Source organism: Brevibacterium sp. 239c (assembly GCF_900169365.1).
Lineage (GTDB): Bacteria > Actinomycetota > Actinomycetes > Actinomycetales > Brevibacteriaceae > Brevibacterium.
This window is the reverse complement of record NZ_FXZH01000018.1, coordinates 81,262-100,844: the sequence shown is the minus strand read 5'-3', so window position 1 is coordinate 100,844 and position 19,583 is coordinate 81,262. Positions and strand designations below refer to the sequence as shown.

Genomic DNA, 19,583 nt, shown 5'->3' with positions numbered 1-19,583 from the left:
CACCACAGCGGGGATGATTCCTGGGATTGGACACTGAACATGCTTCCAGACCATGTTCAGCCCCGTCTTGGCCTACTGCCTACTGGGCAAAGTCCCTATGCTGTACACACAATCTGGCCTATAACCCGGAAAACGGCCGTGAATTAGAGCGAGCCCCACACCGATTCCTCGATGCGGGACTCAACCGTACCCCCGAGCAGGTTCGAACTGCCGTTTCCGCCTTGAGAGGGCAGCGTCCTAGGCCACTAGACGACGGGGGCCAATAAACAGCTCAGAGTCATACTCCTAAGCTGTTCGCTGGGGTACCAGGACTTGAACCTAGACTAAATGTACCAGAAACACTCGTGCTGCCAATTACACCATACCCCAATGTTATTCAGGCTCATTCCCTAAGGAATTTCCCTGAGCAACGAGATACAACTCTACACAAATCCCCCGCCAAGCTCCAAATCCGTGAAGCCCTTTTTCGGTGTGACCTTCTTAACATTGACTCCTGCGCGAACGATTTGACGCATGCGCTTCAGGATTTGTTCCCGCACGACCAAGTTCATTTCCTGCAGGACCAGGCTCAGTCCCGCGCCAGGGAGATGAGACGGTCAAGCACCCGGTATCCGTCGGCGCGCAGGCCGTTGTGCTCGTACTCATTCGTCACCCACGGCTTCACACCAGCAAGGAGGTCCGCCGTCGCCAGCGAGTAGTCCACAGGGACGTAGGCGTCCTCAAAGTACACCGCTGCCGCACCACGCACCTGTGAGGCCTGCAGTGCGTCAACGTCGTAGAGCCGGGGCCAATCGTGGCGTGCCACGAACTGTGCCACCTCGGCGAAGGGTGCAAGCTCCGGATCCTCGTTCAGTGACTCCGGTCCGGCATGTTCCCCCGCCAACAGGGTCGGATCGGCCTTGACATCGGCAGGCATAGCCCGCCGAGCCGCCCAGTCGGTGATGCCGCCGTCGGCCCAGCAGGATTCGTGAACTACCGCGTAGAGCGGGTTTCGTCCCGAGAACGGCAGTGCAGCAGCCAGATCATGCCGGAAGGCCGCCGAGGCAGGGTCCTGGTCCAGCAGATAGTGCAGTTTCTCGGGCCCGTCGGAGGCTCCGAGGAAGTGCCCGAGGAGACGGATGCGTTCCGTCGTCGCCCGTGCCCCACCGGGCAGTGCGATACCGCCCTCCGCCTCGGCGAGATCGATGAGACGGGCCAGCTTCTCACGGTCACGGGGAAACGCCTGGTAGAACTGCTCCGACTTCCGCTTCATGCCCTCCCACGTGGTGGCGTACACGGCGGCGGGATCCATTCCGATCGCGGGCAGTCCCCCGGTGAAGTAGACCTCGTTGAGCGACCCCGAGTGCGCCGAAACGTACCGCAGGGCGGTGAAGCCGCCGAACGACTGTCCTAGCAGCGACCAGGATTCGACACCCAGCCCCTGGCGCAGGATCTCAGCGTCCGCAACAATCGAATCGGCACGGTAGTGACTCAGCGCCGCTGCAATATCGGCGGCGTCTTCGCCGACTCCCTCGAGGCCGGTGATGCGTCCGTCAACGGAACCGATGGGACTCGATTTCCCGGTGCCCCGCTGGTCGAGCATGACGACCTGGAACTCTTCGAGTGCACGTGCCAGCCAAGTGGACTGGCCAACGGGAGTGGTGGGTCGGGGCGCTTCGACACCCGGCCCGCCCTGGAGGAACACGAGGTAGGGCTTGGTGCTGTCGGCCTCTGTCGCGGTGATTCGAGCGAAGACCTCGATGGTCCCCGGTGTCGCTGCGGACAGCCCCGCTCCACCACCGAAGTGGTCGAACGGGGCTTCGAAGGTCACATCGCGCAGATGCAGTCCCCGACGCGTCCAAGTCTGCTGGTTGAGCATCGTCACAGCTGGGCTGCCAGAGCCCGCAGACGGGTCAGCGACGAGTCTTTGCCGAGGATCTCCATCGACTCAAACAGTGGTGGGGAGACCTTGCGGCCGGACACGGCCACGCGCAGTGGACCGAAGGCCAGTCGAGGCTTGATCTCCATCTCGGTGACCAGTTTGGCCTGCAGCGTTTCGTGCAGCGTGTCCGTCGTCCAGTCTTCGACTCCTTCGAGAACCTCCATCGAAGCGGCGAGCACCTCGGGGGCCGAATCCTTCAGGGTCTTCAGCCCGTCCTCAGTCATGGTCAGTTCGGCATCGGGGGTGAACAGGAACGCCAACAGGTCGGGAGCCTCGCCGAGGAGGTTCATCCTCGTCTGCACGAGCGGAGCCGCCTGGTCAAGGATCTCCAGCTGAGCCTCCGATGGCTTCTCCGGGAGCACCTCGCCGGCCTGGAGATAGGGCACCAGACGGTCACGGAAGTCGCTGACATCGAGGAGCCGGATGTGGTCGGCGTTGATCGATGTCGCCTTCTTCACATCGAAGCGGGCGGGGTTGGGCAGGACATCATGGATGTCGAAGGCATCGACGAACTCCTTCACGCTGAACACGTCTTCGTCGGGTCCGATCGACCAGCCGAGCAGAGCCAGGTAGTTGATGATGCCTTCGGGGATGAAGCCGTTGTCGCGGTGGAGGAACAGGTTGGATTCCGGATCACGCTTGGACAGCTTCTTGTTGCCATCTCCCATCACGTAGGGCAGGTGACCGAACTCGGGAGTCGCTGCTGCGACTCCGATGTCCTTGAGCGCCTCGTAGAGCACAACCTGACGCGGGGTCGAGGACAGCAGATCCTCGCCACGCAGCACATGGGTGATGCCCATGAGAGCATCGTCGACGGGGTTGACCAGGGTGTAGAGCGGCTGCCCGTTGGCACGGACGACGACGTAGTCGGGGATGGTGCCGGCGCGGAAGGTGATCTCTCCGCGGACCAGGTCGGTGAACTTAACGTCATCGGCGGGCATGCGCACACGCCAGACGGGTTCGCGTCCCTCGGCCTTGAAACCAGCAATCTGCTCGGCGGTGAGGTCACGGTCATAGCCGTCGTAGCCGAGTTTGGGGTCACGACCCGCTGCCTTGTGCCTGGCCTCTACCTCTTCGTTGGTCGAATAGGACTCGTAGATGTGTCCGGCGGCCTTGAGCTTCTCGATCACGCCCGCGTAGATGTCGCCGCGCTGGGACTGGCGGTAGGGTCCGTCGGGTCCGCCCACGTCGATGCCTTCGTCCCATTCGAGGCCGAGCCACTTCATGGCCTCGAGGACCTGGCCGAAGCTCTCCTCGGTGTCACGGGCGGCGTCGGTGTCCTCGATGCGGAACACGAATTTTCCGCCGGTGTGCTTTGCATACGCCCAGTTGAACAGGGCGGTGCGGACCATGCCGACGTGCGGGGTGCCGGTGGGTGATGGGCAGAAACGAACTTTGACGCTCACTATGATCCTTCGGTCTCTTGGCTGCGAGTCTTGAGTGCTGCGAGTTGTGTAGCGGTGTGACGCGGTGCTGGTCGTGCGCGGTGCTGGTCTCAGGCGTCCATGACCATATTGGTGAGGACTCCGAGTCCGTCGATGGCGATGTCGACCCGGTTGCCGGACACGATCTGGCCCACGCCGGCGGGAGTGCCGGTGAGGATGACGTCACCGGGCAGCAGTGTGATGGTCTCCGACAGGTGCTCGATGAGCGTCGGGATGTCGAAGATGAAGTCTGCGGTGTTGCCGTCCTGCTTCAGCTCCCCATCGACCCATGAGCGGATGCCGAGATTATCGACGTCGAGTTCCGTTTCGATCCAGGGACCCAGCGGGCAGGAGGTGTCGAAGCCCTTCGCCCGTGACCACTGATTGTCAGACTTCTGAATGTCGCGCATGGTCACGTCGTTGCCGCTGGTGTAGCCGAGGACATGGTCGAAGGCGTTCTCGGCCTTCACACCCTTGGCGACGCGGCCGATGATGACGGCCAGTTCGGCCTCATAGGATACATATTCGCTGATGGCGGGAAGACGGATCGGATCGCCGGGCCCGATCACCGAGGTGTTGGGCTTGAAGAAGGTCAGCGGGCTGACGGGCACCTCATTGCCGAGCTCGGCGGCGTGGTCGGCGAAGTTGCGTCCGACGCCGATGACCTTCGACCGCGGCAGGATCGGGCTGACGAGACGAACGTCGTCGAATTTCAGCCTTTCGCCCGTTGACTGGGCCGGAGCGAAGAACGGGTCCTGGTCGAGAACGGCGAGGCTGAGGCCGGACGTGTCCCACGTGCCGTCCTCAATCTGCGGCACGTCGCCTTCGACGACTCCGTATTTGGGTTCATCCTGGTGCACAAATCTGGCAATACGCATGTGCCCCAGTCTAGTCAGTCGGCTGGGCCGCTGACACACGGGCTTTCTGCGCTCGGGCTGAGACACTTGAGGCATGCCCGATTCTCGTCCGTTCGATCTGCAGACCATTGCCGTGGGACTGCCCGCCGCCGCGCTCATCGACCAGCTGGCGAACACCCTCGTCGGCAGGTTTCCGCGCCTCGTCGTCGAGGCCCCGCCCGGAACCGGCAAGACCACCCTGGTGCCGCCGCTCATTGCCGAACATCTGGCCGGACGCCTGGCCGAACACCTGACCGGGACCGTGTCTGGGAACCGGGATGAGTCGCAGTTCGGACATTCTGCTGATTCTCCGCCCGCCCAGGGGCGAATCATCGTCACCCAGCCGCGGCGCATGGCGGCTCGGGCAGCGGCCAGGCGGCTGGCGACGCTGACCCGGACCCGCCTCGGCGAGGACATCGGCTTCACAGTCCGCGGCGAGTCACGGACCTCGGCGCGCACGAGGATCGAGTTCATGACCACGGGAGTGCTGCTGAACCGGCTGCTGCGTGATCCCGAGCTGGCAGGTGTCTCAGCGGTCATCCTCGATGAGGTCCACGAACGGCAGCTCGACACCGATCTGACCTTCGCCCTGTGCCGCGAACTCATCGATCTGCGTGAGGACCTCGGCCTCGTCGTGATGTCGGCAACCCTTGACGCCCAGATGTGGGCGCGCCGCTTGGGCTCCGGAGACGGTGCAGACGGAGTCTCTACTGATGGTGGCGACGAACCTGCCGCACTGCTCTCGGTTGCTGCGAAAATCCACTCCCTCGACGTCAGGTGGGCCCCGGCGAAGCAACGACCCTTAGATGCACGCGGGGTGACCTGGGACTTCCTCGATCACGTGGCCCGCACGAGCATCGAAGCATTGTCGACGCACACGGACGGGGACGTGCTCGTCTTCGCTCCCGGCGCCCGTGAAGTCGAGGAGATCGCCGCCCGAATTACTCGATCCCTTCCTGCTGGTTCCGGGACCGAGGTTCACACCCTGCTCGGACGCACTCCGGCCAAGGACCAGGACGCAATTCTGCGACCTCATCCCGCCGAGGTTGGTCAGCGTCGCGTGATCGTGTCGACCTCGGTCGCGGAGTCGGCCCTGACGGTTCCCGGGGTGAGCATCGTCATCGACTCGGGACTGGCCAGGGGTCCACGGTTGGACACTCGCCGTGGCATGTCGGGCCTGGTCACGACCCGTGAGTCGAAGGCCTCTGGGACACAGCGTGCCGGTCGTGCCTCGCGGCTGGGCCCGGGCACGGCCTATCGGTGCCTCTCCGAATCGGATTGGGCGAGCCTGCCCGAGCATACGCCTGCGGAGATTGCGACCTCAGATCTCACCTCGGCGGTCCTGACCGTCGCCGTGTGGGGTGGTAACACTGCGCTGCTGCCGGAGCCGATGCCCGAGGGCCCACACCGCCTGGCCGTCGAGAATCTCGTGGCGTTAGGCGCGCTCGAGCTCACCGAGTCCGAGGACGGGGCGAGTGCTGAGGAAGGGTCATACGAGACTGCCTCAACGACCGTGACCGAGCTGGGGCGGGCCATCGCCCGGATTCCAGCCTCAGTGTGGTCGGCTCGCGGTCTCTTCGATGGAGCCGCCATGCTGTCACCTGGGGCTGCGGCCGAGGCGATCGCCGTCATCGAGTCCGAGCAGCGTGCCCCGGGCGCCGATCTCGTGGCCACCCTGCGCGAGCTGCGGAGAAGCAAGGACCGTCGTTTCACCCAAGATGTGAAACGCTTCGCCGGACTGGCCGCGGAATTCTCAGGCCCTCAGAGCTCCACCACACATGATTCACTCGCCGCCGAACCCACAAGCCAGGGTGAGGATCGAGGCACGGGGCGAGGTGCGGGTCGGGGTGGTTCCCTGCGCCCCGATGACCTGGGGCTCGTGGTTGCACTCGCCCACCCCCTCCAGATCGCACGGCTGCGCAGTTCCTCAGCGTCGGAATACCTGCTGGCCTCGGGAACCGCCGCGTCCCTGCCCCGGAACTCGTCTTTGCAGGGCAGTCCCTGGTTGGCGATCTCCGATGTCGGCCTCTCGGGTGGGCGCGCTGTGATCAGGGCCGCTGCTGTCATCGATGAGGACACCGCTGAACTTGCAGGTGCCGGGCTGCTGGCGACAGATGAGACGGCGACCTTCGAGCAGGGGAAGGTGCGTGCGGTGCGCCGGACCTGCCTCGGCGGCATCGAACTCACTGCCACACCGATCAAGGCGAGTACAGATCTGGCCCGTTTCGCGATCGCACGGTCGGTGCGTGAGCTTGGCGCTCGGGAGATTCTGCGACCCAGCGAAGCGTTCGAGGAGCTGCGTTCCCGGCTGGGGCTGCTGCACGCCGTCTATGGTGCCCCGTGGCCGGATGTGCGCTGGTCACGGCTGTCGCAGACGCTGACCGAGTGGTGCCCGGCCGCTCTGGATCGGATCGCACGTGGGGCGGATCCGAGCAGGGTCGATCTGGTCTCTGCGCTGCGAACGCTTCTGCCCTGGCCGCAGGCAGCACGCCTCGAGGAGCTGGTGCCGGTGAGTATCGAGGTGCCCAGCGGTTCACGCATTCGCCTCGACTACCCCGATCCCGACCTCATGGATTCGGATGCCGAGTCCGAACCGGGGCCCGTTCTCGCCGTCAAACTCCAGGAGTGCTTCGGATGGCAGAGGGCACCGAGCGTATGTGAAGGCCGGGTCCCTGTGGTCATCCACCTCCTGTCCCCCGCTCGCCGACCGCTGGCGGTCACCAGCGACCTCGCTTCCTTCTGGGCCAATGCGTACTCCCACGTCAGAGCCGAGAACCGCGGCCGGTATCCGAAGCATTCCTGGCCCGAGGATCCGCTCACGGCTCCCCCGATGCGCGGGACCAAGCAGTCTGGGACAATGAAGCGGTGACGTCTACCGCCTCCCCGACTGCCGACAGCACCGACTCTCTCAGTGCTGCTTGTGCTGCTGCCGGTGCTGCGATGAGCGCACCAAGGTGGCGGGCGCTGCGGGATGACCACGCTACGAAGATCGCGGAGCGCACCGATGCTCACATTGCCCGCCGTCTCAAGGGCGAGAAGCACCCGGTAGAAGATTTCCTGTTCACCTACTATCCATTCAAAGCGGGTCAGTTGGCCAAGTGGAATCCTGGCCCCGGCGTGCAGCTCGAATTGGCTGATGAAGCAGACCAGACCTATTTCGACCGGCGCTGGTACACGAGAAGTCACGCCGGCACCATCGCCGAGGTGGTTGTCGAGTCCTGGTTGGACGACCGTGGCGATGGGGCGAAGTTCATCGCCTCACTGCTGCAATCGACCCTGCGCCGGGAAGCAAACTTCGGGTGCTTCGGCATCCACGAATGGGCGATGGTCTACAAGCTCACCGAGGAGCAGCGTCGCCACCAGCAGGTGCCTCTGCGCTTGAGTCCTGCGGCCACCGACGCCGTCGTCGAAAGCCACCGGATCCAGTGCTCGCACCACGACGCGTTCCGCTTCTTCACCGAACCCGCTCGGCCCCGCAACACGCTTCAGCCCACACGCGAGTCCATGGTCGCCAATGAACAGCCGGGCTGTCTGCACGCGGGAATGGACCTGTACAAGTGGGCGATGAAGATCGGACCTATCGCACCCTCTGACCTCGTCGTCGACTGCTTCGACCTGACATTGGACATCCGCACCCTCGATATGGAGGCCTCCCCCTACGATCTGCGTGACTGGGGCTACGGTGTCGTCGCCATCGAAACCGCCGCGGGCAAGGCAGAATACATGGACCGCCAACGAGTCTTCTCCGCACGGGCACAGGCTCTGCGGCAGAGGCTGCTCGATGCTCTGGCCTGCGTCGGAGTTCACGCCAAGTAGGGCTCATCCGAACGGCGGACCTATGTTCGCACTGGGACCATGTTCGTGCTGGGACCATCCGAGTGCACACAGTGCGGACCAGACTGTGATACCGGGACCGGCCTGCATAGGATCAGCGTGTGCGCGCAATCGTCTATGAAGAGTTCTCTGTCCTCCCTCAGCTGAGAGACATCGAGTCACCCTCCGTTCCCGCCTCCGGCGTCGTCATCGACGTCGAAGCCACCGGAGTCTGTCGCAGCGACCATCACGCCTGGTCAGGCCACGACTCGACGATCACCCTGCCCCATGTTCCCGGACATGAGCTGGTTGGTCGCATCGCCTTGGCGGGGCCCGAGGTCACGGATTTCCGTATTGGTCAGCGTGTGACCGTGCCATTCGTGTGCGGCTGCAGTCGCTGCCGGTGGTGTGTGAGCGGCAGTGCGCAGGTCTGCCCGGACCAGACCCAACCCGGGTTCACCCACTTCGGATCTTGGGCCGATGAGGTGGTCATCCACAACGCCGATGCCAACCTCATTGCGGTCCCCGACGATCTTCCTGCCTCGGCGACGGTGGGGCTCGGCTGCCGGTTCGCCACCGCCTTCCACGGACTGCGGGTGCGGGCGAAGCTGCACGCGGGTGAGACCGTCGCCGTCTTCGGCTGCGGCGGAGTCGGCCTGTCTGCCATCATGATCGCGCGCGCCATCGGCGCTCAGGTCATTGCGATCGACGTCAGCGATGCTGCCCTCGATCGAGCCCGAGAGCACGGTGCCGTGCACACGATCAACGCCTCTGGCAAGAGTCCCGAGACCCTGTCCGCCGAGGTGGTCGCACAGTTCTCGGATGAGTGCCCCGACGGTGTGGCCGTGAGCGTGGATGCCCTGGGTCGAGAGGACACGATCGCTGCCGGGATCGCTTCGCTGGCGCCCTTGGGACGCCATGTGCAGATCGGTCTGCTGGCCACGCCACCGGTCGTCGATCTGGGACGTGTCATCGGTCTCGAGCTCAGCGTCCTCGGTTCCCATGGGATGGCCGCTGCAGAATACCCGGAGATGCTCGATCTCGTCATCGAGGGCAAACTGCGACCGCAGGACCTGGTCACCAATGTCATCGGCCTTGCAGAGGCTCCTGCCGCAATGGAGGCGCTGGAGTCGAACACAGGATCGGGAATGACGATCATCGACCTGAGCCGGTGAATTCAGGCCTGAACCAATGAACACCTGAACTCGGGCTCGTGCCTCTGTGTCAGCTCTCCTGCAGTGCCGAGCGCATCGTCCCAGCCAGGCCCTCAATCAATTCAGCCTCGCCAAGAACACCGGGTTCGAACGGCAGTCTGAGCCGGTCCTTGCCCTTGTCGCGGTAACGCGGGATGACATGCATGTGGAAATGGAAGACCGTCTGCCAGGCATCTTCACCACAGCAGTTGAGCAGGTTGACCCCGTCGGCATCCCAGGCATCGAAGACCTGCTTGGCGATGCGCTGTGACTCGATAGCCACCTCGGCGAGGTCGGCGGATGGGATGTCGCGCAGGTCGGTGCTGTGACTCTTCGGGACGACGAGCAGATGCCCGTCGGAGCCCGGCTGAATGTCCATGAATGCGAAGGTCGACTGAGTCTCAGCGACCTTCGCACTCGGGACGTCACCTGCAATGATCGAGCAGAACAGGCAATCATGACTCATCGGCTCATCACACCATCACGGCGAGGACGACCGCAGCTTCCTGGCCCGACCAGCGGCCCAGGAGGAGTCCCGCATCGGAACCTTCAGCGGGAGAGTCGAGGTTGAGTTCATACAGCATCTGAACGTCTTCGGCACCGGCCAACGGTCCTGTGCCCCAGGCATGAGCCACGTCGGTGATCTCTTCACCGCGGTTGCCCTCATCGTCGACTTTGTATTGTTTGGCCGACGTTCCAGCAGTGGCGATCGCATGGTCGAGACGCTGTCTGAAGTGCGGGTCGCCCATGCCGGCGTAGACCCAGCGCTTGCCGAGAACGGAATGCTCCATGGTCGAGATCAGGTGTTTGTCGGCACCAGCCAGCTCCGCACCGCGATAGGTCAGCGGCACCTGGAAGACGCGATCACCGGCGGCGACGATATGAATCTCGGCGCCCACTTCACCGGCTGGATCATCAAACCGGTAGGAGCTGATCGATTCCAGCGACTCCGGGGCCACATCGGCCCCGGCTGCCCACGACTGCTGGCTCAGCCATGCAGAGATGACGTCGAGTTTTCCTGGTTTCAGTTCAGCGTTGTAGATATCAGCCATGTCATGCCTTCCGGGTCCCGGGGATCCATTCCCCGTCGACCACTTCATAGTCGGAGAAGACCGCTGGGGCCTCTTGGAGCATGGCCTCACCGATCTTGTTGAACACGAGACGAATCTCTTCCTCGGCACCCTTGGCGGTGCGCATCTCGATGACGTGACGCAGGGAGCGCAGGTTTGCGGTGTAGACGATGCCGGTGGCCAGCCCCTCGGGTGCGAAGCGGCGCATGAACGAGGTCATGTGCTTCTTATGGGAGAACTTGGTGCTGGCTTCGTCGAGTTCGAAGTGCTCTGCCATCCATTTCTGGTGTTCTTCGAGGGTGTCGAGGACCTTGAGAGAGCGTTCCATGAGCTCCGAGTCTTCGCGTGCCCATTCGGGGAACCAGAACGGAATGTCGGCCAGGCGCACGTAGCGCAGGGATTCCTGCGAGAACGCCGATCCCGCGCGGTGGCGGATGAGTTCGTGGGTGAGCACTCGGGACACATTGTGCAGCACGAAGGTGAAGTTCGCGTGTTCGAGGACCGACCCGTGCTGGGAGGCGATGACGTTGCCCAGGTACTGTGCCGAGTCGGTGCGCACGCGGGACACGTTCGGGTTCAGTCCCGGCTCCCACGAGCGGTAGCACATGCGTCCGGAGAACTCGACGATATCCTCGGCGTCGGGAGAATCGGCGTCTTCGACACGTTCCGCCCAGCTAGTTCCGCCCACCTCGTCGAGGTATGTCCTCATCGATTCCCAGTCGATGCTGGGTTTTGCGAGCAGTTCTACGGACGGTTCGACCTGGCGCATGGCTCTCCTTGTGCAGGGTATGGCTTGATTGATTCCCAATCCTACAGACACGAGGCCCAACGATGGTCGATGATCCGCCACTATTGTTTGCAGCGGCGTCTGCTGCTTGCGGCGGACGCCGAATGATCCGGGCAGATTGATCCTCAGAGTTCGAGGCGTGTGTCGCTTCGAGAGTCGACGGTGTAGGCGTTTGCCTCCGCTGATTCCACCATCACCGAGGTGGCCACGAGGTTTTCGAAGACGACCGCGGCATGGTCATCGATGGCAAGTCCGGGACCCGGCAGTTGGCCGGTCCCGATCCATTTTCGGAAGGTCTCGGCCCGGCCAGGTTCACCGTGATAGTGGGGGCAGACGCTTCCCGAAATGAAGCCAAGACCGTCGGTGAGCGGGGCTAATGGGCCGAAGGAATCTGTCGAGGAGGCCTCGAACCAGCAGTTTGCACCGGCACTGATGCCGGCCAGGATCGTGCCACCCGCCGCGGCTTCTGCCATGATGTCGTCTACGCCGTGGCGACGCCACAGGCTCAGCAGGTTGGCGGTGGATCCGCCGCCGACGTAGATGAGGTCCACATCCAGCAGCGTCGTTGGGTCCTCGTAGTCCCAGGGACTCTGGCCGAACAACGAGAGCACAGACGTCTCGGCCCGGCCGGCGAAGGCTGTTTCGAAGCGTTGAACGTAGTCGGGGTTGTCCCCCGATGCGGTCGGGACGAAGCACACGCGAGGAAGCAGCGAAGCGCCACCACCACCTCGGTGATGGTGTGCTCCGGTGCCACGTGTGTCTGTGTCACGTGTGTCTGTACTGCACATGTCTGTCTCGCGTGCCTCTCGCACCAGGGATGCGCGCTCGAGCAGGTAGTCATCGATCGCTGACTGCCCTGACTCTGGCATTGAGAAGCCGCCACCGCCGAGAGCAACGATCGTGGACTGTTCCGACGCTTCAGTCAGCGTTCGAGGGTGGGATTCCCACCCTGGGCTTTGCTCACCCGCTGGGCTGTGCTCACGCGGCGACTGGCTCACGGCACTCGGTGCGTCCATTTCTCGGTCCCGAACTTCTCTGCGACGAGAGCGTGAGCCTTCTCCAGCTCGTCGTCGGTGAATGCGTCGAAGTGTGCTCCGTAGCGGTCGGCGAATGTATCGGCCATGACGTCGATGATGTCCTTGCGGGCCTCACCGGTCTGGCTGCGCAGCGGATCGACGCGCTTCTTGGCGCTTGATACTCCCTTGTCGGAGATCTTCGCTTCGCCGATGCGCAGAACTTCCACCATCTTGTCGGCGTCGATGTCGTAGCTCATAGTCGCGTGGTGGAGCAGTGTGCCGTCGCGCATTCTCTTTTGGGCCGCACCACCGATCTTGCCGCCGGTTGAGGAGATGTCGTTGATCGGCTTGTAGAAGGCTTCGACGCCGAGGCTCTTCAACGCTGCCAGCACCCACTGGTCGAGGAAGACGTAGGACTCCTCGTAGTCGAGGCCAGCGACCAATGCAGGTGGAACGAACATCGAATAGGTGATGCAGTTCCCGCCTTCCATGAACATCGCTCCCCCGCCGGAGATGCGGCGCACGACCTGCACACCGTACTTCTCAACGCCTTCTGGGCGAAGTTCATTGACATAGGACTGGAAAGCTCCGATGACCGTGGCGGTATCGTCCCACTCCCAGAACCGCAGGGTAGGTTTCCGACGCCCCGCCGCCACCTCTTCCAGCAGCACCTGATCGAGAGCGACGTTGACCTGCGTGGGCAGAACCTCGCCGCGAATGACCTGCCAGTCGAAGTCGGTGAAGTTCGCAGCCGACCCCAGAGCACGTCGGACGACTGTGGCGATGTCCGAGGTGGAGAATCCATGCATCGCCAACTCCGAACCGTACCCGGCAAGGGCTGCGTCGAGACGCTGGCGCAGATTCGCGTTGTCCGCGGTGACGCTGGCACCCACAAGCGCCGGTGCAAGGTCGAAGTAGGCTTCTTCGGGCTCGAGGAAGAAGTCGCCGGAGATCTTGACCTCGGTGATGATCTTTCCATCGGTCTCCACATCGGCGACCACGAGTTTTCCGCCGATGACCTTGTACTCGGCGTGAAAGCGCTGGGATTCGTGCATGTCGTTCGTCATGCTCCCAACGCTACGCCCAGGCTCCACTCAGAAGCTATGAGTTTGCTCACTCCCCGGACGGTTCGCTTCCTGGTCAGCTCACTCCCCGGTCAGCGAGGTCCACAGGAATCGGTAGCTCAGTGCGCGGGTGAAAGCCGCCTGCTTGTTGTCCGACGCTGCCGAGTGTCCGCCTTCCGTGTCTTCGAAGAACCAGACGTCGCCAATCCCACGATTCTGCATCCGAGCAGCCATCTTGCGTGCCTGCACCGGACCGACCCGGTCATCGGAGGTCGCCGTCCAGAACAGCACGGGCGGATAGTCGGTGCCATCTTCGAGCAGATGATAGGGCGAAAACCTCTGGATGAACGCCCAGTCCTCAGCCACATCGGGGTCACCGTACTCTGCCTTCCACGAATAGCCGGCGCTGAGTTTGGTGTAGCGGCGCATGTCCAGAAGTGGGACTCCGCACGAGATCGCACCGAAGAGTTCGGGATGCTGTGTGAGCATGTTTCCCACCAGCAGCCCACCGTTGGAGCCACCTGCGCATGCCAGGCTGCGCGCGGATGTGACCCCGCGTTCGATGAGGTCTCGGGCAACAGCTGCGTAGTCCTCATAGGCGCGCATCCGGTTCTCTCGCATCGCCGAGGTGTGCCACCGTGGCCCGTATTCTCCACCCCCGCGGATGTTGGCAAGGACATACACCCCGCGACGTCCTGCAGGAATCGGGGTCAAGGCCGCAGCGGTGGGCTGTGGGTTGGCAGGATCGTTTGAGGCCCCCGTCGTCGTGCGGCCCAGCCATCCGATGCCCATCACTGGGGAATACACCGGTGTCCGGCTGACTTCGAATCCGCCGTACCCATCCAGGAGGGTCGGGTTGCTCCCATCGAGGGCCAACGCGCTATCGGCGATCTGGAAGTAGGGGATCTTCGTTCCGTCCTCGCTCGTGGCGAAGTGCTGCTCGACGGAGAATCCCTCGCTTGGGAAGAGTGCCGGTGCCGACTTGATGACGACGGGCGCGCTGGAGTCTCCAACGGTGCTGGGACTGCCAGCAGTGCTGGATTCTGCACTGCTGTTCGAGGGCTCCAGGCTCCCGTACGACAGGGTCGAGGGAGTCAGAAATCCCGTGCTGACCAGCCAATAGTCATTAGCGGTCGCGTCATCGTGCTTGTCGACGGCCCCGAGCCCGACCATGTGATTGGCGGGGACCCCAGGCAGCGAAAATGAGGAGAAGTTGTCGTTCGGAATCAGGACCACCAATTGTGACTGCACATCGGCCAGCAGCTCGAGGATCAAGTAGTCCCGTGTCCAGGTCCACGATTGCAGGGCGGTGTGCTCATCTGGGGTGAAGATGACGGTCGGTGCAATCGTCCCGGCCTTCACCTCGGCGATGCCGGCCACGGCCAGGCCACCGGCCGGAACCGAAAAGTCTTCGTGCCTCCACACGGATTGGGGTCGAAAGAGCACGATGTCCCGTTCGAATCCGACTTCGACGTCGGTCGGCACATCGACGACGATCCAGGCCTTCTCCCACGCCGAGGCGTCGGTGGGCACTGCCTCGGATTCGTCCTTGACGTCGTCGAGGTCGATGAAGCTGAGTTGCGTGTTGAAGAAGTCGATGGCGTCGATGGCAAACGCTCTGTCGGTTGACTCGGGGTCTGCGGCGTCCACATCGCTGCCCACGAAGATGGCGACATGGTCGCGGGGAACTTCGGCGACGATCGGAGCATCGGCGATAGCCTGTCCGCGTGTGAGAACTCGTGCCTGGCGCGGATAGGACGAGGTGGTCAGAGAGTCCTCGCCTGTGTCGGTGGCGACGATGATCGTGTCGTCATCGAGCCAAGCGAAGCGAGTCTTCGCCGAGGGCAGGTCGAAGCCACCGTCGACGAAGGTTTGGGTCTCCAGATCGAATTCGCGCACCCGGTGGGCATCTCCACCATCCGGTGACAGGGAGACGAGGGCGCGGGCGTTGTCTGAGCGACGCACCGAAGCTCCGGCCCACACCCACGGTGTCTCCTCTGCAGCGGCGAGGGCGTCGAGGTCGATGAGGACCTCCCATTCCGGGGAATCGGATACGTAGCTGTCCCAGGTGGTTCGCCTCCACATGCCTTTCGGATTCGTGGAGTCACGCCAGAAGTTGAAGTAGTGATCGCCGCGTTTAGCCACCATCGGGATCTTTCCCTCGGAGTCCAGTGCGGTCCGGATATCACCGGCGATTGAGTCAAACAGGTCGTCCTGGAACCGTGCGATGGTCTTCGCGTTCTGGTCCTTGACCCACGCGATCTGATCATCACCGTGGATATCTTCCAGCCACAGGTTCTCGTCGTGTGGCATGGGGGCAGCGTGCCGCGACTTGGTGGCGCCGCTGGAGGGATCGGTCTTCTGGTTGTCTGCCGGAGCTTCTTTGCGCATGCCACCATCCTAATGATCGCCGGAGGATGCACGATTCAAGGACAGCACCGCTCGAGGACTGCACGACTCATGCAGGTGGTCGGAACATGACCAGTCCCGGTTGTCCGTTAGGCGCCTGGGGCCCATGGCCGAGGGCGAAGAAGCCGAGGCTTTCATAGAGCCGACGTGCCGGAGTGTCGATGTCGGTGGTCTGCAGCCAGCAGCCGTATCCGCTGATGCCGGTCAACCACGTCTGCAGAGTGGCCCGGCCGAGTCCGGACTGACGCAAATGAGGGTCACGTGCCAACAGGTTGAGCGCGAACGACCATTCGATCGTTGCAGCGGCGTCCCCGAGAGTGGCACGGAGTTCGTGCGCCCAGTCGTGGTCCTGTTCAATCCAGGACCAGTAATGGCCGTAGGCGATTGACCTCAGACGTCCGCTGGAACGCGCTGCTGCGACGAGTACCTGACCGTTTCGGACCGAGAGATCGTAGAGGCTCCCGAACAACGCTGCATGTTTCGGATCTTCGAGTAATGGCGGCTCGGCTGCTGCCGTTGCATAGAGCTCTTCGACTTCGGCTGGCGAAGGGAGGGCTCGCGGGAGTCCCGCTGTTGAACTCATCGGTGCCCAACTCGGGCCGAGACCGCCCGGTACGCCCCACATCAGTTCAACGTCGAACTCTGCAGATGACGTTCCAAGTCCTTCACACTCGGCACGTTCAACCATGCTTCCACCTTAACGACAACAGCAGTCGAGCAGTTGAACTCAGAGAAAATTCTCGTCAGTGGGCTGAGAAACATACGCCGAGACCTGACGCCTGGAGCAGATGTCTGATTCCGGCATCTGGTTCACAAGTCTGGTTGAGGACATCACCCCACGGAGGCGAATTCAGCCAGTTGTTTCTCTAGGTTCAGTTCCACTGGACTCGGCGGTTCAATATAGCTTTCCCACACGTCTATTTTGAGGGAAGAATGTATTCCTTCCAACTTCGGTGCCTCGATTTTTCGAAGCGGTCGAAGTCTCACATAAAACAGGTCGGGATCACTAAGCGCACCTGGTGCCTCGACACTTGCTGCATTCGGAGCCTCTTCGCGTGCTGGAGCCGGCGACTCTTCGCCTCCTGCATCCGACACCTGCTCATCGGGGTGATTGGATCGAGGCCGTTCACGGGAATTGGCCACCGGTGTCCCGATCGGTCTGGTGCCGATCCGATATCGGTGCCCCGTAGGTGTTCGTACGACCAGTTCTTCTGCCGTGGCCTCATGGCGCCAGCCGGGAACTTCTTTGAGGAAGTTGCAGGCGGCGCAGAGCCCCGGAGCATTGTCCCAGTTGGTCTCACCGCCGGCGGCAAATGCCTGCGAATGATCTGCGTGTTTGATCTGGGCATCGCACCAGGGCGATCGGCAGACGTCGTCGCGGATCACCACCATACGGCGAAGCAGTCCGGAAAATTCACGTCGCTTCGAGTCCATTCGGACCAGCTGTCCGTCGGATGGACGTGTGTACAAGCGGCGGATGAAGACTGAGGCTTCGTTGTCTGCGATGAAATCACGTGCCGTCTTTGCTGGGATTGGGCCGAAACCTGGAAACCATGCTGACGTTTCGCCTGTGTCGAAGAGGCTGGTTTCATTCATCACTACGTGGACTTCGGTCGGGATGGCCTCAGCACAGTCTTGGCCCGTGGTTCTCTCAATTAAGAGATCGGCCATGACCTGTCCTTGAGTTCGCCCTTCGGACTGTCCTACCCCGACGATCGACTGTGCCGACTTCGACAGGTTGGTATATGCCGCCACAGCCTGTGACAAAGGTAGAAGCGCTGTCAGGTACGCCATGTTCCCAGGCGCTGGCCGCACCGAGACACCACGTTCTTCCACACACCTGTCGAGATGGTCGACGGCGGCTTTCTGGTCGAGCTGCTGAGCCAGAGCGCGAACTTCATTGCCCAATCGACCGACGCCAACCTCGGCGAGGCGATCGGCCATTTGGTCATCGACCTGGTGCCGTTTGTCCTTCGGGAGCCAATCGGTCTCCTTCGCAACAACTCGCGCCTTCTCCTCCGAGATGTCTCCACTCTTCAGCGAGGCATAGGTCTTGGGCAGGTCCAGCAGCAGCGAGCGAGAGAATCCGAGCAGTCTGTTCCCTCTGGCCCGAGACACCTTCCGTGCCAGCCCGATCTCGGCACCAAGGCCCTTGCCTTGGCTGCGACTCGGCACCCCTTCTTCGGCTTCGCGATTTCGACGGTGCATGTCGAAGGTCAACGTTTCTCTGGCCTGCGCAGCTGCACTCACTGACGTCAATTCTTCCAGGGCAGTGATTCTGTCGATCGCTTCGGCTTCCGTGCTCGCTGGCGGCAGATCGGACAGCGCCTTGCGCCACCGATGAATCTCGGTGATCACGTCTGAAACCGTCCCCGCTCCCATACCGATCACAGTAGCCGTCGCCCCTGACACGAGATTTTGGCCAAGCATCACTCCAAGTCAGGCGGCAGGTCAGGCCAGATCAGGAACGGTTCCGAACGATTCGGTCCTCAGTCGAGTGCTTCGCCTGTGGTCTCTCTGGCAAGCAGACCCATCAGCACCACCGCCACGACCACGAGCAGTCCGGTGAGAATGAACGTCACGGTGAGTCCGAGCACCGGCCACATGAAAGCACCGAAGACCAGCGGAGCAATGCCGGTCGCGATGCGGGAGGCAGCCGATGCCCAGCCGAATCCCGAACCGCGCAGTCGGGTCGGGTACAGCTCTGATACGTAGGTGTAGAGGGTAGGGATCGCGATCTGCACGACGAATCCGAAACCGATGATGCTGGCTTTGGCGGCGAAGGTCAGCTCGGAGCCCGAGGCCTCGATGAACACTGCTGCACCAACCAATAGGACCGCGGAGACAATCGAGGTCACGCCGAGCACCCATTTTCGGCCCACCCGTTCAACGATCAGGGCCGAGACGATGACGCCGAGGATTCCCACCGCGGTCATCGACCCGGTGACCATGAATGCAGCCTGGTCCCCCATGCCCTGCTTCTTCAGGATGCCGGGCAGCCATGTCAGTGCCGCGTAGTAGACAAGGAGGACGGACACGAACAGGGCCCAGGACACGAGAGTCGTCTTAGCGGAGTACTGCCACAGCTGCACAAGCTGGCCACTGGCTGCACGCAGCTGTTTGTTGACGGAGGTGACCGTTCCAGCCGAATCGGATGACTGCTGTGACACCTGGGTCGTAACGGTGGATTCGTGGGTTGTGTCGGAGGCTTTGTCCCCACTCACGGCAGGGACATCGTGGGTCCAGGTCGTCTCCTCGGCGCCGGTGCGCTCAACAAGCCGGGTGATGATGGCGTCGGCTTCGGCATACCGTCCCACGGAGGCAAGGTAGAGAGGTGATTCGGGAATTCCGAAACGCACGGCAACCGTCAGGAGAGCGGGCACAATCATGACGAGCATGATGAGGCGCCAATCCCCCACGCCCAGCAATGATGCAGAGACGAAGGCACACAGTGAGGCACCGATCGGCCACCATCCGTCCATCGCAGTCAGGACGCGACCGCGGTGCTTCTTGGGGGTGAATTCCCCGACGAGCGCATAGTCGACGGGGATGCATCCGCCGAGCCCGAATCCAGCGAGGAATCGGAAGAGGGTGAACCAGCCGAATGCCGGGGAGAAGGCTCCGGCGACTGTGAAGACGGAGAACACGAGGAGCGTGAGGGTGAACGCCTTCTTCCGACCGATCACATCGGCGATGCCGCCCCAGATGAAGGCACCCAGTGCCATGCCGATGAGGTTGGCTGTTGCGATCCAGGCGGCCTGGCCCGCGCTCAAGCTCCAATAGTCGCTGAGTAGCGGAATCAGGAACCCGTTGAGGGCAACATCCCAGGCATCGAACATGAAACCCAGACCACCGATGATGAAGATGGCACCTTGGGTTCTCCATCGCCAGGGAAGGTTTGCGACGACTTCGGAAGCGGTCGGCGTAGTCGCCGAGGTTGCAGTAGGCACGAGGCCACAATACCTCTTTAACGCATTTGTGAGTAAAATT

General features: G+C 62.6%; 15 protein-coding genes and 2 tRNA genes. 3 read left to right on the top strand and 14 right to left on the bottom strand.

The genetic code is table 11. From position 1 onward, the window contains the following. Positions 1–187: 187 nt before the first annotated feature. The 5 genes from BSP239C_RS15615 to BSP239C_RS15595 all read right to left on the bottom strand — a co-directional run bounded on the left by BSP239C_RS15615 (position 188) and on the right by BSP239C_RS15595 (position 4,223). Positions 188–260, bottom strand: a tRNA-Glu gene (locus BSP239C_RS15615). 37 nt (positions 261–297) lie between these two features. Beyond that, positions 298–369, bottom strand: a tRNA-Gln gene (locus BSP239C_RS15610). A gap of 199 nt (positions 370–568) precedes the next feature. After that, a complete protein-coding gene (locus BSP239C_RS15605; RefSeq protein ID WP_101574278.1) occupies positions 569–1,858 on the bottom strand; it encodes an alpha/beta fold hydrolase in 1,290 nt (429 codons plus the stop codon). A gap of 2 nt (positions 1,859–1,860) precedes the next feature. Beyond that, entirely contained in the window at positions 1,861–3,273 is a 1,413-nt protein-coding gene (gene gltX, locus BSP239C_RS15600) for a glutamate--tRNA ligase (RefSeq protein ID WP_226831013.1), read from the bottom strand. Between the two features lie 143 nt (positions 3,274–3,416). Then, complete coding sequence (locus BSP239C_RS15595; protein WP_101574276.1) at positions 3,417–4,223, bottom strand: fumarylacetoacetate hydrolase family protein; 807 nt, start codon at positions 4,221–4,223, stop codon at positions 3,417–3,419. A gap of 73 nt (positions 4,224–4,296) precedes the next feature. On the opposite strand from BSP239C_RS15595, the gene BSP239C_RS15590 reads away from it, so the two are divergent. From BSP239C_RS15590 to BSP239C_RS15580, 3 genes are all read left to right on the top strand, one after another. After that, complete coding sequence (locus tag BSP239C_RS15590; RefSeq protein WP_101574275.1) at positions 4,297–7,110, top strand: ATP-dependent RNA helicase; 2,814 nt, start codon at positions 4,297–4,299, stop codon at positions 7,108–7,110. Positions 7,111–7,181: 71 nt separating this feature from the next. Then, the gene (locus BSP239C_RS15585) at positions 7,182–8,057 is read left to right on the top strand and encodes a 3-methyladenine DNA glycosylase (RefSeq protein WP_180959061.1); all 876 of its coding nucleotides are present in this window, start codon (positions 7,182–7,184) and stop codon (positions 8,055–8,057) included. A gap of 119 nt (positions 8,058–8,176) precedes the next feature. Further along, on the top strand, positions 8,177–9,229 hold the full coding sequence (locus BSP239C_RS15580; protein ID WP_101574273.1) for a zinc-binding dehydrogenase: 1,053 nt from the start codon (positions 8,177–8,179) through the stop codon (positions 9,227–9,229). 49 nt (positions 9,230–9,278) lie between these two features. Here BSP239C_RS15580 and BSP239C_RS15575 read toward each other — a convergent pair whose 3' ends face one another. The 9 genes from BSP239C_RS15575 to BSP239C_RS15535 form a co-directional block, all read right to left on the bottom strand. Continuing rightward, the gene (locus BSP239C_RS15575) at positions 9,279–9,713 is read right to left on the bottom strand and encodes an HIT family protein (protein WP_101574272.1); all 435 of its coding nucleotides are present in this window, start codon (positions 9,711–9,713) and stop codon (positions 9,279–9,281) included. Positions 9,714–9,720: 7 nt separating this feature from the next. Next, positions 9,721–10,299, bottom strand: coding sequence for a maltokinase N-terminal cap-like domain-containing protein (locus tag BSP239C_RS15570; protein ID WP_101574271.1), 579 nt, complete (start codon positions 10,297–10,299; stop codon positions 9,721–9,723). 1 nt (position 10,300) lies between these two features. Beyond that, positions 10,301–11,086 (bottom strand): FAD-dependent thymidylate synthase, encoded by a 786-nt coding sequence (thyX, locus tag BSP239C_RS15565; protein ID WP_101574270.1) that lies wholly within the window; start codon positions 11,084–11,086, stop codon positions 10,301–10,303. Positions 11,087–11,229: 143 nt separating this feature from the next. Next, positions 11,230–12,120, bottom strand: a complete 891-nt coding sequence (locus tag BSP239C_RS15560; RefSeq protein ID WP_226830989.1) for a peptidase E — start codon at positions 12,118–12,120, stop codon at positions 11,230–11,232. Then, positions 12,099–13,187, bottom strand: a complete 1,089-nt coding sequence (locus BSP239C_RS15555) for a biotin/lipoate A/B protein ligase family protein (protein WP_101574269.1) — start codon at positions 13,185–13,187, stop codon at positions 12,099–12,101. The genes BSP239C_RS15560 and BSP239C_RS15555 overlap by 22 nt, the downstream gene beginning before the upstream one ends. 78 nt (positions 13,188–13,265) lie before the next feature. Next, the gene (locus BSP239C_RS15550; protein ID WP_101574268.1) at positions 13,266–15,575 is read right to left on the bottom strand and encodes a prolyl oligopeptidase family protein; all 2,310 of its coding nucleotides are present in this window, start codon (positions 15,573–15,575) and stop codon (positions 13,266–13,268) included. Between the two features lie 67 nt (positions 15,576–15,642). Next, entirely contained in the window at positions 15,643–16,281 is a 639-nt protein-coding gene (locus tag BSP239C_RS15545; RefSeq protein ID WP_101574267.1) for a GNAT family N-acetyltransferase, read from the bottom strand. A gap of 143 nt (positions 16,282–16,424) precedes the next feature. Beyond that, positions 16,425–17,801 (bottom strand): DUF222 domain-containing protein, encoded by a 1,377-nt coding sequence (locus BSP239C_RS15540; protein ID WP_374701039.1) that lies wholly within the window; start codon positions 17,799–17,801, stop codon positions 16,425–16,427. Positions 17,802–18,082: 281 nt separating this feature from the next. Continuing rightward, positions 18,083–19,543 carry an MFS transporter gene (locus BSP239C_RS15535; protein ID WP_101574265.1) on the bottom strand — a complete coding sequence of 487 codons (1,461 nt, stop codon included), beginning with the start codon at positions 19,541–19,543 and terminating at the stop codon, positions 18,083–18,085. Positions 19,544–19,583 lie beyond the last annotated feature (40 nt).

Excerpts from the sequence above, each read along its gene's own strand:
- BSP239C_RS15605 (WP_101574278.1), bottom strand. The coding sequence starts at position 1,858 with ATGCTCAACCAGCAGACTTGGACGCGTCGGGGACTGCATCTGCGCGAT.
- gltX (WP_226831013.1), bottom strand. The coding sequence starts at position 3,273 with ATGGTCCGCACCGCCCTGTTCAACTGGGCGTATGCAAAGCACACCGGC.
- BSP239C_RS15595 (WP_101574276.1), bottom strand. The coding sequence starts at position 4,223 with ATGCGTATTGCCAGATTTGTGCACCAGGATGAACCCAAATACGGAGTC.
- BSP239C_RS15590 (WP_101574275.1), top strand. The coding sequence starts at position 4,297 with ATGCCCGATTCTCGTCCGTTCGATCTGCAGACCATTGCCGTGGGACTG.
- BSP239C_RS15585 (WP_180959061.1), top strand. The coding sequence starts at position 7,182 with ATGAGCGCACCAAGGTGGCGGGCGCTGCGGGATGACCACGCTACGAAG.
- BSP239C_RS15575 (WP_101574272.1), bottom strand. The coding sequence starts at position 9,713 with ATGAGTCATGATTGCCTGTTCTGCTCGATCATTGCAGGTGACGTCCCG.
- BSP239C_RS15570 (WP_101574271.1), bottom strand. The coding sequence starts at position 10,299 with ATGGCTGATATCTACAACGCTGAACTGAAACCAGGAAAACTCGACGTC.
- thyX (WP_101574270.1), bottom strand. The coding sequence starts at position 11,086 with ATGCGCCAGGTCGAACCGTCCGTAGAACTGCTCGCAAAACCCAGCATC.
- BSP239C_RS15560 (WP_226830989.1), bottom strand. The coding sequence starts at position 12,120 with ATGGACGCACCGAGTGCCGTGAGCCAGTCGCCGCGTGAGCACAGCCCA.
- BSP239C_RS15555 (WP_101574269.1), bottom strand. The coding sequence starts at position 13,187 with ATGACGAACGACATGCACGAATCCCAGCGCTTTCACGCCGAGTACAAG.
- BSP239C_RS15550 (WP_101574268.1), bottom strand. The coding sequence starts at position 15,575 with ATGCGCAAAGAAGCTCCGGCAGACAACCAGAAGACCGATCCCTCCAGC.
- BSP239C_RS15545 (WP_101574267.1), bottom strand. The coding sequence starts at position 16,281 with ATGGTTGAACGTGCCGAGTGTGAAGGACTTGGAACGTCATCTGCAGAG.
- BSP239C_RS15540 (WP_374701039.1), bottom strand. The coding sequence starts at position 17,801 with ATGCACCGTCGAAATCGCGAAGCCGAAGAAGGGGTGCCGAGTCGCAGC.